13 protein-coding genes are annotated in these 13,419 nt (G+C 58.5%); 10 read left to right on the top strand and 3 right to left on the bottom strand.

Features of this window, described 5'->3' with window-relative positions; all coding sequences use genetic code 11:
- Positions 1–22 precede the first annotated feature (22 nt).
- Positions 23–1,015, top strand: coding sequence for a LysR family transcriptional regulator (locus BCY88_RS33980; RefSeq protein ID WP_120348479.1), 993 nt, complete (start codon positions 23–25; stop codon positions 1,013–1,015).
- A gap of 62 nt (positions 1,016–1,077) precedes the next feature.
- On the opposite strand, the gene BCY88_RS33975 is transcribed toward BCY88_RS33980, so the two are convergent.
- Positions 1,078–1,689, bottom strand: coding sequence for a GntR family transcriptional regulator (locus BCY88_RS33975; RefSeq protein WP_147408595.1), 612 nt, complete (start codon positions 1,687–1,689; stop codon positions 1,078–1,080).
- A 403-nt stretch (positions 1,690–2,092) separates the two neighbouring features.
- On the opposite strand from BCY88_RS33975, the gene BCY88_RS33970 reads away from it, so the two are divergent.
- From BCY88_RS33970 to BCY88_RS33940, 7 genes are all read left to right on the top strand, one after another.
- On the top strand, positions 2,093–2,983 hold the full coding sequence (locus BCY88_RS33970) for an isocitrate lyase/PEP mutase family protein (protein WP_120348477.1): 891 nt from the start codon (positions 2,093–2,095) through the stop codon (positions 2,981–2,983).
- 1 nt (position 2,984) lies between these two features.
- Positions 2,985–4,385 carry a 3-isopropylmalate dehydratase large subunit gene (gene leuC / locus BCY88_RS33965; protein WP_120348476.1) on the top strand — a complete coding sequence of 467 codons (1,401 nt, stop codon included), beginning with the start codon at positions 2,985–2,987 and terminating at the stop codon, positions 4,383–4,385.
- Positions 4,382–5,014 (top strand): 3-isopropylmalate dehydratase small subunit, encoded by a 633-nt coding sequence (gene leuD / locus BCY88_RS33960; protein WP_120348475.1) that lies wholly within the window; start codon positions 4,382–4,384, stop codon positions 5,012–5,014. Before leuC ends, leuD begins: the two co-directional genes overlap by 4 nt.
- A 105-nt stretch (positions 5,015–5,119) precedes the next feature.
- Positions 5,120–5,437, top strand: a complete 318-nt coding sequence (locus BCY88_RS33955) for an SCP2 sterol-binding domain-containing protein (protein ID WP_120348474.1) — start codon at positions 5,120–5,122, stop codon at positions 5,435–5,437.
- 249 nt (positions 5,438–5,686) lie between these two features.
- Entirely contained in the window at positions 5,687–6,412 is a 726-nt protein-coding gene (locus tag BCY88_RS33950) for an OmpW/AlkL family protein (protein WP_404935757.1), read from the top strand.
- 215 nt (positions 6,413–6,627) lie between these two features.
- Positions 6,628–7,674: a porin gene (locus BCY88_RS33945; RefSeq protein WP_120348473.1), complete on the top strand. Its 1,047-nt coding sequence runs from the start codon at positions 6,628–6,630 to the stop codon at positions 7,672–7,674.
- Between the two features lie 17 nt (positions 7,675–7,691).
- On the top strand, positions 7,692–8,069 hold the full coding sequence (locus tag BCY88_RS33940) for a BON domain-containing protein (protein WP_120348472.1): 378 nt from the start codon (positions 7,692–7,694) through the stop codon (positions 8,067–8,069).
- 123 nt (positions 8,070–8,192) lie between these two features.
- Here BCY88_RS33940 and BCY88_RS33935 read toward each other — a convergent pair whose 3' ends face one another.
- Together BCY88_RS33935 and BCY88_RS33930 are read right to left on the bottom strand one after the other, a co-directional pair.
- The gene (locus BCY88_RS33935; protein WP_120348471.1) at positions 8,193–9,644 is read right to left on the bottom strand and encodes an MFS transporter; all 1,452 of its coding nucleotides are present in this window, start codon (positions 9,642–9,644) and stop codon (positions 8,193–8,195) included.
- A 39-nt stretch (positions 9,645–9,683) separates the two neighbouring features.
- The gene (locus BCY88_RS33930; protein ID WP_120348470.1) at positions 9,684–11,141 is read right to left on the bottom strand and encodes an MmgE/PrpD family protein; all 1,458 of its coding nucleotides are present in this window, start codon (positions 11,139–11,141) and stop codon (positions 9,684–9,686) included.
- Between the two features lie 380 nt (positions 11,142–11,521).
- On the opposite strand from BCY88_RS33930, the gene BCY88_RS33925 reads away from it, so the two are divergent.
- A complete protein-coding gene (locus BCY88_RS33925) occupies positions 11,522–12,730 on the top strand; it encodes a CaiB/BaiF CoA transferase family protein (RefSeq protein ID WP_120348469.1) in 1,209 nt (402 codons plus the stop codon).
- Between the two features lie 282 nt (positions 12,731–13,012).
- The coding region (locus BCY88_RS33915) for an electron transfer flavoprotein subunit beta/FixA family protein (protein ID WP_147408504.1) at positions 13,013–13,419 on the top strand (407 nt) is incomplete at its 3' end.

Raw genomic sequence — 13,419 nt, 5'->3', positions numbered from 1 at the left:
CGTTATTTGTTATAAATTTATAATGTTGCCCAATAAATCCGACTCCGGCGTTGCGCCACACCCTACGTCGCACCTAGGTGCAAATACCCTTGGAACTGCGGGGATTGACCTGGTCGAACTGGAGACCTTTATTGCCGTCGCCCAAGCCGGGAGCTTCAGCGTTGCGGCAACGAACCTGCATGTCACCCAGCCAACGGTCACCGGCCGGGTCCAGCGTCTGGAGCATTCCCTCGGTACCCAATTGTTGCGTCGGACTACGCGGCAGGTCGAGGTGACGGCGGACGGTGCCTTGCTTCTCGCGGAGTCGATCAAGGCGCTGAATGGTTTGAGCAACCTTGTTCGGCACTTCCGGAGTCAGGTAGAGCTGGCGCGTGAAACTGTAATCGTTGCGGCTACGCCGATGCTTGCGACGTTCATGCCTTCGGTGGTCAAAGGATATCTAGAGCAGTTTCCAGGCGTAACCGTGGAGTTGCGTGATTTGCAGCACGCCGATGTGCTCGCGGCTATCGACGATGGAAGCGCGGACATCGGCGTAATTGCCTTCGAGGGCGCTGGAACCAAGTTCAGATTCGAGCCGCTCTGGACCGATGACATGCTGCTAGTGGTCCCCCGAGGCCACCCCCTGGCAAGCTTCGAACGTGTATCGCCGGCAGATCTGACGACCCACGCGCTAATGCTCATCGAGCAGCACCAGAGGCTGCGAGCGGTGATTGCCGAGGCCGCGGAGCAGCAAGGCTTGCATCTACCGCCTTCCAGAGTAGTGGCGAATCTCAACACACTGCTAGGAATGCTTAATGCTGGCATGGGGCCAGCGCTACTGCCCCGTTCGCTTGCGACGCGTGGCGATACAGCGGATCACGCACTTATCGAAATAGAGGGAGTCGATCTGGCCAGGCACTTTGGCATCGTGATCGCGAAGCGCAAGGTATTGAACTCATCAGAGCAGAGCTTCTGCCGCTACCTGACTCAAAGCATTCCTCCGCTGATCGCAGCGCAGCACCTGCATCAACTCTAGCCTCGTCGTACGTAACGCCGGTCATCCGCTGTGCGCGCGCGGCCCCGAAGGCTCATCCGCCGTCAGGCGGTGCCAATCACCTTTTTCATGCTTCCGATCACATGCTGCCGCATTGATGACTCGGCACCTTCCTCATCGCCCGCTGCGATCGCGGTCGCGATCTCATCATGCTCCTCGGATGACTGAACGAGCACGGAAGCGCGCCCCAAGCGCAGGTTGTTCAGTCGGTCGATCTGGTCGCTCAATTGCCTTGCAAGGGCAGTAACACGAGCGCTGCCAGCTAGCTCATAAATGGCTGCATGAAACGCCTGATTGGCTTTCGCGTAGCCGAAAAAGTCCATTGAGCCCGCCATCGCATGGCAATCGCGTGCGGCATCGAGCATCGCACCGGCGTCACCGGTCCCGTCGGCGACCGCGCGCGCAGCCAGCCGGGCCGCCAACCCCTCGACGACTTCCCTCAACTGGAAAATCTCGACGACATCCTCCTGAGATTGCGTACGGACAATCGCTCCCCGGTGTGGCTGGATGTCGATCAGGCCTTCACCGGCCAACCGCGTCAGGGCCTCCCGGATCGGCCCCCCACTTATAGCGAGTTGCGTGCTCAACTCGGCGGCAACCAGTCGCTGGCCCGGCGCCAGATCGCCCCGGCGGATACGCTGCCTGATCTCGGCCACGGCCACATCCACTACGGACTCAACGCCGTCAGTCACACGTCGATATACCACCTCGTTCTCCCGCGAAGATTTGTCGTGCGTTCGGTCCACGTAGAGGAACCGCTCGAAATTGAACTGGATGTGGCCGTCAGATTCCTGCCGTCAATTGCTGATCATGTTCTGGCAGACACATCTTATGAAGATATTTTGGTGAAATCTATCACAATTGCCCTGATTCGGCATGCAACCTCACTGCGTTCCTTATCGCTCCACGAGCGAAACCGCCTATTGACGTCGCATACGAGGGCCATTAGTCTTCATTAAATATCTTAGCAAGATATAACACTAAGATATTGCGAGACGTGGAATCGATGTTGCCGCTGCCAATGCGGCGGACCGTCAACCACAAGGAAAAGGAGACAAATTGAAAGCAACGAAGCGTCTACGCGAGCTATTGGCTGGCGATGAAATTGTGGTGCTGCCGGGCGCCTATGACGGGCTAACCGCACGCCTCGTCGAGCAGGCTGGGTTTCCGGGCGTTTACATGACCGGCGCCGGTACAGCGGCTTCTTACGGCTATCCTGATTACGGTCTGATTACGATGACCGAAATGACGGAAAAAGCAGCGGTGCTTGCACGTTCGGTGAAAATTCCGGTCATCGCGGATGCCGACACGGGTTACGGCAACGAGCTGAACGTCACACGCGCCGTGCGCGAATTCGAAGCCAGGGGGATCGCCGGAATTCATATTGAAGATCAGGTTTCACCGAAGCGGTGCGGCCATCTCGACGGAAAGGAAATCGTGCCTCTGGACGTTTTCGTCGCGAACATTCGGGCGGCCGTCCAAGCGAAGTCGGACCCCGACTTTCTCATCATCGCCCGCTCGGATGCCCGGGCGGTCGCAGGGCTCGACGAGGCAATCGACCGCGTGAACGCAGCGCTGACAGCCGGCGCCGACATGGCTTTCGTCGAGGCGCCGTGCACCATGGACGAAGTCGCCACCATCCCGCAAAGGGTTGCCGGCCCATGTCTGCTCAACATGGTACCCGCGGGAAGGACACCACTTGTGACGACCCAGGAAGCGCAGGAAATGGGCTTCCGCATGGTTCTATATCCCGGAATCATGTTGGTCGCCCAGATCACAGCGGGCGCCGAAGCGCTCCGGACCTTACGCGACACGAAAAAAGCACCGACTGTTCCTCTGACTGCGCAAGTCATGCAGGCATTCCAGGTTCTCGGTGCTGCGGAATGGGATGAATTGCGCTCGGGATTCCAGTCGGTCGCACAGGCGTCCAGTGCCAGGCGTGGGACGTGATATGCCGCTGACCCTCTTTGACAAGCTTTGGAATGCCCATATCGTTCGTGAACTGGGCGAAGGCTGGGCTCTGCTTCACATCGACCGGCATTTGTTGCACGACCTGTCCGGTGCCCCGGCATTGAATGACCTTGCAGAACGCAAGCTGACGATGCCAAGCCCGGAACTGGCGTTTGCTACAGCGGACCATATGGTTTCCAGCGCACCCGGTCGCACTGGAGAGACGTTCCCGCTGGGCGGCATGCTGTGGAGCGCACTGAAACAGCTCACCTCGAAGTTCGGCGTTCGTTATTTCGAATTAGGCAGACCCGGGCAAGGCATCGTGCATGTGATGGGCCCGGAACTCGGCATCGTGCTGCCCGGCATGAGCGTCATCTGCGGAGACAGTCATACCTGTACAAATGGCGCCCTTGGGGCGCTCGCGTTTGGGGTGGGATCGTCTGAGATTCTCCACGCGCTGGCCACGCAGACGCTTCGGCAGAAGAAGCCCAAAAACTTTCGCGTGAGGTTTGAAGGCGTGATGCCGAAAGGTGTAACCGCCAAGGATCTGATCCTGCACCTGATTGGTTCGCTGGGTGCAAATGCCGGCACCGGCTACGCGGTCGAATTCGGTGGCTCCGCTATCCGGGAAATGGATATCGAAGGACGGCTGACAATCTGCAATCTTTCAGTTGAGATGGGTGCGAAGTACGGACTTATCGCACCCGACGAAAAGACCTTTGACTACCTTCGAGGCCGCCCGTTTGCGCCCACTGGTGCAGCCCTGGAAGAAGGCATCACAGCATGGAAGATCCTGCATGGTGACGAAGGAGCGCATTTCGACCGTGAGGAAGTCATCAACGTCAGCGAGACCAAACCGACGATTACGTGGGGCACTAGCCCAGAACACGTCATCCCCATCGACGGCATTGTGCCGGACCCTGCCGAAGCACGCCCATCTGACAGGGCGACCTGGGCGGCCGCGATCGAATACATGGGGTTGTCGCCGGGAGTGCCCATTGTCGGAACCAGCATCGACTGGGTATTTATCGGCTCGTGTGCCAATTCGCGCCTTTCCGACCTGGAAGAAGCCGCACGCATTGCCGATGGTCGTCGCGTCGCAGCGGGAGTAACAGCATGGGTCGTACCGGGCTCTGAGGAGGTCAAGCGCATGGCTGAGGCGAAGGGTCTCGACCAGATTTTCAGGCGTGCCGGGTTTGAATGGCGGGAGCCAGGATGCAGTCTCTGCGTGGCCGCCAACGGTGAGAAAGTGCCTTCCGGCGCACGCGTCGTATCGACATCCAATCGCAACTTCGTCGGACGTCAGGGGCCGGGCGCGAGAACGCATCTGACCAGCCCCGCCATGGCTGCTGCCGCTGCCGTTTCTGGTGCCATCGTAGACGTGAGAGATCTGCAACAATGAAGCCATTCACTACCGTAACGGGGGCCGCGGTTCCCCTACCCCTCGCGAATATCGATACCGACGTCATCATTCGCGTCGAGCGCATGACGAACCGATCGCCCTCGGCAATGCGCAAGTACGCCTTTGAGGCGCTCCGTTATCTGGGCGATGGCTCGGAGAATCCGGACAGTCCATTTAACCAGGAAATATACCGGGACGCTCCGATCCTGCTCACGGGGGACAATTTCGGTTGCGGGTCCTCGCGGGAACCAGCGGTGTGGGCCATCGCATCACTCGGCGTTCGCTGCGTAATCGCAGAGAGCTTCGGAGACATTTTCTTTAGCAATTGCTTTCAGAATGGCCTACTTGCGTTGGTGCTGCCGCCAGCTGAAATCGCCCTCCTTGCGAGCGAGGCGAACGGTTCGGCCAACTTCAAGGTAGACCTGACACAGCAAATCGTCACAAGTCCGTCCGGAACTGTCTACCCATTCGACGTAGACCCCATTCGTAAAGAACTTCTTCTTGAAGGACTGGACGAAATCGGTCAGACGCTCAAGTGGAGTGACGCTATCACAGCCTGGCAAACCGCTGACCGGATCGCACGTCCGTGGGTCTGGCAGTCCCCCATCGCCAGGATGCCGAAAGATTAGAAGCGATAGCGGTGGCAACCGGTTCGTGATGGACGACAGGCCAGAGCGAAGACGCGTCTTTGTGTTCTCGCAGCGCCTTAACCAAAAAAACAGTTGGAGATAGAAGTGTCCGTAGAACAAATCCTGAAGCAACTTCCCGAAGCGTATATTCCTGGCGCAGCCGGCGGCCGAAGCTGTGTGTTGCAATTCAACATGTCTCAACCCGCGTACGTCGCAATTGCCGATGATAAATGTGCCTTGACCCATGGAATCAGCGAGAACCCGGATGTGGATCTGACAATGTCCGACGAAAACTTCGTCGAGCTGATGCAGGGTCGGCTCAATGGTGTCATGGCTGTCATGAGCGGCAAGCTGGCTGTTAGCGGCGATCTGAGTCTAGCCAGGCAAATGCTGGAATTCTTCGATGCATCGAAGTTGGCATAGCCCAAGGACGAATCAGGTGCCGAATCGAGTGGTGTGTCCGAAGCGAGAGCCACTTAAGTTCGGGTTACGGATACGCCCACTCATTCATCGGGAAGATCTTCCCGCGTGAGATGAGATTACCGATCGGCAATGGGTGGAGCGATGGCGCCCTCCACCTGCATCGACCGGCAATTCCATGGGAAATTAAATTTCCGTGCACGTAGCGCCACAAATATATCCAGTACAACTATTAAAAATACGGAGACAAAATTGAAAAAACCTTGTTTTGCATTGGCACTTGTGTTAACCACAGTCCAGTTCGCGCACGCACAGTCGGCGGGGCAGTGGTTGCTTAATGCTGGCTGGTTTCACATTGCGCCACAGAGCTCAAGCCAACCCTTGACTGTTTCTGCATTGGCGCGGACTACAACTCAGGCGGGTTCAGGCGCCACTGCGGATAGCGCGGACACCTTCGGACTTACCACGTCCTATTTTGTGACCGATCATATCGCGATTGAAACAGCTCTCGGTATGCCGCCAAAACTTCAAGTGAACGGCACCGGGACACTTGCTTCGTTCGGGGAAATTGGGAATGCTCGGGTCTGGAGTCCGTCCATCATTGTGCAATACCATTTTGGTGCACCGTCGGCAAGAATCAAACCGTATGTCGGTGCCGGAATCTCGTACGTCTGGTTTAACGATATCCACTTAAGCAATGGATTCCAGACTGGCCAGTTTTTGTATTCGCCGTCGACGGGAAACAGACTGGAAGGGCCAACGTCGGTTTCATTGAGTAAATCACTTGCTCCAGTTGTAAACGCTGGCCTGACGTTCAACATCGATTCTCATTGGTCAGTGGGTGTGTCCACGTCATATATCTGGCTATCCACCCGTGCAACGCTGACAACTCACTCAGCGCTGGGCACCGTGACAAGTCAGGCTAAAGTCAAAGTGAATCCCATTGTCAGTTTCGTATCGATCGGCTACCGATTCTGAGCCACTGGTTCAGGCTGCAGAACCGCAGCCTGGAGCCATAACTGCACCTCCTGAGTTCCGCGGCACTCGCCCGTCTGCGCGCACCGTCGTCAGTCCCGTCAGTTAATCACTTGCGCACCGGCATTCAGGTTTCCGGCCAGCGCCACGATGTAAGTCAAAGTTGGAGATTGGTTGAAGTACCCATATACAATATTAAGGAGACTTAATTGAATAAAATGGCGATACCTCTATCACTTGCCATGGTCACTGGCATGGCACATGCACAATCGAGTGTCACGCTGTATGGACTCGCGGGAGGCGGGCTCCGATGGCTGAACAACACCAAAGGCGGCTCGACCCTTCAGTATGCGAGCGTCGAGGCGCCTAACCGCTTCGGCTTGCGCGGTAGCGAGGATCTCGGCAACGGCGTGAATGCGATCTTCGCGCTTGAAAACAGCTTCGCAACCGCCAACGGCACCATGACCAAAAGCGGCGTTCTATTCGACCAGGCCGCTTATGTCGGCTTGACCGGTGCGTATGGGAAGCTGACGTTCGGTCGCCAGCTAACCGCCGGTGAAGACCTCGGAATCGAGCTCGATCCCGATCATGTCGCCGGCGCCAACGTCGCCATTACGCCTAGCGCACTACTCGGCACGAACTTCTTTACTCTCGACACCCGCTTCAACAATACGGTTAAGTATCGTGGCAAATTTGGCGGCGCCGCATTCGCTGCAAGCTACTCGCTCGGCGGTGTAGCGGGCAACACGCAAGCGGGGGCCAGTTATTCGGCGATGGCAACCTACCAAGCCGGACCATTGCTTGCCGGCGCAGGTTATCAACGCACCTATAACGCCGACGCCACGCAGGTCGCGCAAAGCTATCAGGCAGGAGGCTTCTGGCAGATGGGACCGGTGCGGCTCTATATGTCTTACTTCGCGTTGACGGTGAGCGGCAGCAGTTCCAATCCGGCACAACGAAGAGACAGTATCCCGCAAGGCGGCATTGTCTATCAGGTCACACCAGCACTGGTGTTGACGGCCGCTGTCTACGACGACATCGCCAGCAACCTCGGCAATAAGCGTGGCGCAAACGGTCACAAGACCACCGCTTACGCGATCGCAGACTATTTTCTATCCAAGAGCACCGACGTTTATATCGAGTTTGACCGCAATAGCTTCACCGGTGCCTACCGCACCGATCCGACTAATCTGGCGTTGTTCAATCGCAATCCGGCAAGCACCGCGGCCACAGGCGTGTCCGTCGGTTTCACGACGCGCTTCTGAACTCGAAAGGAACCTTCATGAACCTGTTGAACCTGATCAAGATCCCGCCGGCGGTAGCGCTGGCCATAGCCGCCCTTGCGGCGTATGCGCAGCCCGTCAGCAATGCAACCAGCAACGCTTCCATGCGGACACCGGACGTAGGGGCATCAGCACCGTCCGCGAAAGCGGCGCGCGCAGCCAATCGCACGTTGTCGAAGCAGGTGCTCAAAGCGCTGGCACATACGTCTCACCTCGACCCGAGCGGTATATTCGTCAAGGCATCGGATGGTAACGTGACGTTATCTGGCACAGTCACCGATATGGCGCAGATTCCTCTCGCAGTGGAAACGGCGCGGCGGGTCGGTGGCGTAAAGTCGGTGCGCGATACGCTTCGCCTGCAGGACCAGTCATACTGACGTAAGCGACGCCTCGTTCGGATTTACGCCGTCCGCTTCGCTCGGCGCGGATGGCCAGCCCGCACATTGCAAATGCGTCGTTATAGACCCAGGTCACCATTGCGGCGACCTGGATCTGACTACTCAGGTCGCTAGCGATTCAAGTGACCGGCCTTTTGTCGACGGCCCGAGCACTGCAATCGACAACGCAACCATACCCATGCTCGCCGCAATCAACAGCAGCGCGCCGGAGACACCTGCCCTGTTCAGCGCGTACGACACCAGGAAGCCACTGAAAATGCCCGACAGCCTGCTCCACGAGTACACAAAACCAATTGCACGCGCACGAATACGGGTCGGATAAAGCTCTGACTGGTACGCATGGAAGTTATAGGAGAGGGTCGTGGCCCCTAGCGTCACCAATGCACCGGTCGTCACGATGAATATCGGATTGCGCGCTTCGGCAAACAGCAGTCCTGCACCGGCTACCAAGAGGGACGAAACCACAATCTGCCATTTTCGCTCGAAGCGGTCACCATAAAGCAAGGCGATCAGCGGACCACATGGCATCACCAGCGTAATCCCCAGCGTATAGCCCAGGCTGGTTGTCACCTCGAAACCCTGCTTGATCAGAAAACTCGGTACCCAATTGGAGAACCCGTACAAACCGATCGTCTGGAATACGTGGAAGAAGCTCAACATCACAGTGCGCGACAGAAATGGGCGACTGAATATTTCCCAAAACTGACCTGTCTCCACCACTTCACCAGAGGCCGCTTCCAGCGTCGGCAAAGGCTTGCCGGTTTCCCGCTCGGCCCGCCGCTCGAGCTCTGCCACAATCAGCTCAGCCTTCTTCGATTCGCCGTGCGCCGCGAGCCAGCGCGGACTTTCGGGAATACGCCTGCGAATCACCCAGATCGCGACGGCTCCCACTGAACCGATGAGTACGACCCAGCGCCACCCATCGAGACCGAACGGTGCAAGAGGCACAAGCTGCCAGGCGAGGCATGCGATAACCGGCACCGCCAGGTAGGTGATGAACTGGTTAAAAGCAAACGCACGTCCGCGAATATGTTTAGGGACGATCTCGCTCAAATAACTGTCGATGGTCACCAGCTCGACCCCCAAGCCGATCCCGACCATGAAGCGCCAGAAGTTCAATCCGAGTGCTGTCGTCTGGAACGCCATGATCGCCGCAGACACGGTGTACCAGAGCAACGCAAACGTGAATACCGAACGCCGCCCGAATTTGTCCGCGATTGCCCCGAAGAACAGCGTGCCGACGAGCAATCCTGTGAACGCCGCGGCAATGAAGCTCGCTATGCCGCTCATGCTCAGGAAGTTCGTTGTCGTAGCCGTCAGAACACCCGATCGGATAATGCCCGGAGCAATGTAGGCGGTCGAAAACAATTCGTAGAATTCAAAGAAACCACCGAGTGAGATCAGCAGCACCAGCATCCAGACGGATCGCGACACTGGCAGCCGGTCAAGCCGAGCGCCGATCATGCCAGTGGTTTCATTCGCCTCGATTACGCGTATCTGGTCTATATCGGTCGCACCGACGGGCGATCCGATCGAATTGTGTGTCGATGACATTGGCTCCTCCATCTGTATTTTTAGCTATCCACGTCGGTTCTATGCAAGCGCGTCCGTTACGGGTGGTGCCAGCACTTCGATCAGTTCGGCGATGTCATCGAGCCGCTCCATACCCACCACAAGTTCCTCGATGCGCCGCTGGCGCGGCTTGTCGATCACGCCGTCTGTCAGCGCACGGAACTTATCGACAATGACTTCGTTCGACACGTGCTCCAATGGACGGCCTCGCGGATGTCGCAGCAGTTGTTCTTCATGGCTGCCGTCAGTAAACGTAATGCGGATCCGCACGGCTCCGCGGGCAAGCGGGCCATCCCGGTCGAACGCCTCTTCGTGCCGGACCGTGACCTTCTTCATGAATTCCCATACATCGGCGGCATTGACGCGCTCGGGACTGAACTGCTTCATCAGCGCGGCGCCGTCGAGGGCTGCAATTGAGACCGCGTAGGCCATGTTCATTTGCGCGCCGATCGGGGTCAGCGGCTTGTGCGCCTGCCAGCCGCCGTGGTGAAACGACGCGCTTGCGCAATCGAGCTCAATCTTCAGTATGTCGGTTGCAGTCGTGCCGCGCTGCTGCTGGATCTCAAGCACGGCGCTAATCGGACCAAGCAGCGCGCCCATTGCGGAGTAGCGCTTGATCACATATGCCTCGGTCTCCCACTTTGCGCCAAGGTTGGCCGATATCTGCGACGCGTCCGGATCGTGACCCTCGCCGAACGTCGAGAGGAAACCACCATATTCGCGCTCGAAGACCCGTTTGATGCCGGTATATCCGCCCGCCGCCAGCGCCGCGGCATAGAGGCCGCCCCGTGACGCGAAGCCGTGATGCATGCGCTTGGACATAGCTTCGAATTGCGCCGCCATCAGTCCGCCGGATTGCGTGCCGGCTAGCCCAAGCGCATCTTCGAACGCAGCAGCGCTCAGACCGTGCAGCTTACCGGCTGCCGCAGCGCTTGCATGCGTGCCGAAGACCGCGCCCGAGTGCCAACCGCGCGACAACATCTGCGAGCCGTGCAATGCAAGGCCAACGCGAGGTCCCACTTCATAGCCGCACATCGCGGCAAGCAGGAACCGTTCGCCGCTGACCGGACCAAGCAGACTTGCACTGGCAAAGAGCGACGGCAGCACAACCGATGCGGCATGCAGCGGCGCCAACGGATGAAAGTCGTCGAGTTCGAAACCCTGGACGAAGGTGCCGTTAAGCAGCGCCGCAGCAGGCGCGCTGACGCTTTTTCCCCACCCGATCAGGCTCGCGTTCCCACCACCTTCGAGCGCGCTTACCAGTTCCACCGCCTTTCTCGACCAGGGCAATTGCGCGCCGACGAGCGCGCACCCCAACCCGTCAAGCGTCAGGTATTTGCCGCGCTCTAGCGCCCGTTCGGGGATGTTGTCGAGCTGCACAGATGCGAGCCATGTCGCCAATTTCCCTGTCGGACCGTTCGGGTCCGTGGGGCCTGAATGAGCGGAGGTGGTGTAAGACGATTCAATTGAAGAGGCCATGCGTGACGCTTCCTGAAGTTAGGGGACATCGATGACGTTCGTTTACGTGACATGGACAAAACCAGCTTCTGCGGGGAGCCAAATCTGGTATTCATTCATTTGTTGTTATATTATTATGATGACGAACTTAAAAATGCGAGAAGGGTTTACGTTAATCACCTGGCTAGACGCGATGGCGGCAGGACCGTGAACCGGTGTCCGCGACGGATATTCATCAGGCCGACTTCTTGATCGTGGCAACTCGTCAGGAAGGCATGCGCGCTTGTCTTCGACCAACGTCCCGCCGACTTCTTCGCCTTGCGTCGCTGGGTGGCTACACAGTCACCTTAGAAATGACCTCCTCGCCACTAACCCCATCACCCTGTCAATCTGGACTCGCCATGTCGAACCTGATTTCCTCGCTGCCGCTCGCCGGCGTTCGTGTTCTCGATCTCTCTCGCGTACTTGCCGGACCTTGGTGCGGCATGGTACTGGGTGACCTCGGCGCCGAAGTCATCAAGGTCGAGCACCCGAAACGCGGCGACGATACCCGTGATTGGGGCTTGCGAGTCGGCTCGACCGAGACGGCCTATTTCAACAGCGTCAACCGCAACAAGCGCTCGGTGAGTCTCGACCTGCAAACCGCCGAGGGTCAGCAGATCGCGCGAGAGCTGGCGCAAAGGAGCGATGTCGTGATCCAGAACTTCAAGTTCGGCGGCATGGAGAAGCTGGGCCTCGGATACGAGCAACTGAAGCAGGAGCACGAGGACCTGATCTACTGCTCGATTTCCGGCTACGACCGCACTGGGCCGGAAGCTGCGCGTCCCGGCTACGATCTCGTGATTCAGGGCGAGGCCGGGCTGATGGCGCTAAACGGTGAAGCCGATCAGCCGCCTTTGAAGTTCGGCATTGCCGCCGTCGACCTGTTCACCGGGATGTATTCCGCCCAGGCGGTACTCGCAGCGCTGTTCGAGCGCCAGAAGACCGGTAAAGGACACCACATCGAAATGGCGCTTTTCGATTGCGGCCTGATGATCACCGCTTACTACGGCCTGGAAGCACTGCTCATGGGCGAGGACCCGCCGCGCTACGGCAACGCGCATCCGTCGATCGTGCCCTACGGCGTATTCGGCGCGGCCGATGGACCGCTGGTCATCACCGTCGGCAACAACGGCCAGTTCATGCGTTTCTGTCGCGAAGTGATCGAACGCCCCGATCTCGCTGAAGACGAGCGGTTCCAGACGAACATCGGTCGCGCGGCGAATCGCGAGGTTCTCGTACCCGAACTCAACCGCGAGATTGCTCGGCGACCACGCCAGGTATTGCTTGCGCGCATGACTCAGGCCTGCATTCCATGTGGCGAAGTACTCGGTCTTCACGAGGCGCTCACCTCGAAGCGTGCAACGGATGCCGGGCTCGTGACGACACAGCCGCATCCGGAAGTCGGCAGCACGCCTGTCCTCGCTCCGCCCTATCGCTTCGACGGTGCGCGCTTACCGGTACGAAGCGCACCGCCGCAACTCGGGGAAGGCACGGAAGACGTTCTTCAGTCGCTGCTCGGGTTGTCGGACGAACGGCTCGCGCGGTTGAAGGCCGACGGTGTCGTTTGACGCGGTATTGCGTCTCGCCGCTACGGTACGGTCGATATCTACGCGACAGCGGTCTGTTCGGTGCCAACGTCTCAATCATTCCAAAGCTCATCCCCGGCGAGAAAGCGCAGAAGGCGCTTGGACTCGTCGTCGATGAAGACGTGAAGTCAGTCGGAACGTCGGGCCGGAACCTCGAGAAATCTATGCCGCTTCTGAAGCAAGCCGGCGTGACGATCAACTGATCCGTATCCCTGACGCCGCACAGTTCGTGCAGGCGTCGACTATCAATTCAAGGAGAGCTGCATGAAAATCCTGGTGCCAGTCAAGAGAGTGGTCGATTACAACGTGAAAGTCCGGGTGAAGTCGGACGGCACGGGCGTCGACATCGCGAACGTGAAGATGTCGATGAATCCGTTCGACGAAATCGCGGTTGAAGAAGCGGTGCGTCTGCGCGAAGCGGGCGTGGCAACTGAAGTGATCGCCGTGTCGGCGGGTGTGGCGCAGTCGCAGGAAACGCTGCGCACGGCGCTGGCGATCGGCGCGGACCGCGCGATCCTGATCGAGTCGAACGAAGATCTGCAGCCGCTGGCTGTCGCCAAGCTGCTCAAGGCGCTGGTCGACAAGGAACAGCCGCAACTGGTCATCCTCGGCAAGCAGGCCATTGACGACGATTCGAACCAGACCGGCCAGATGCTGGCTGCGCTGGCGAA

It is taken from the genome of Paraburkholderia fungorum (assembly GCF_003610895.1).
GTDB lineage: Bacteria > Pseudomonadota > Gammaproteobacteria > Burkholderiales > Burkholderiaceae > Paraburkholderia > Paraburkholderia fungorum_B.
This window is presented reverse-complemented; position numbering and strand designations above follow the sequence as displayed.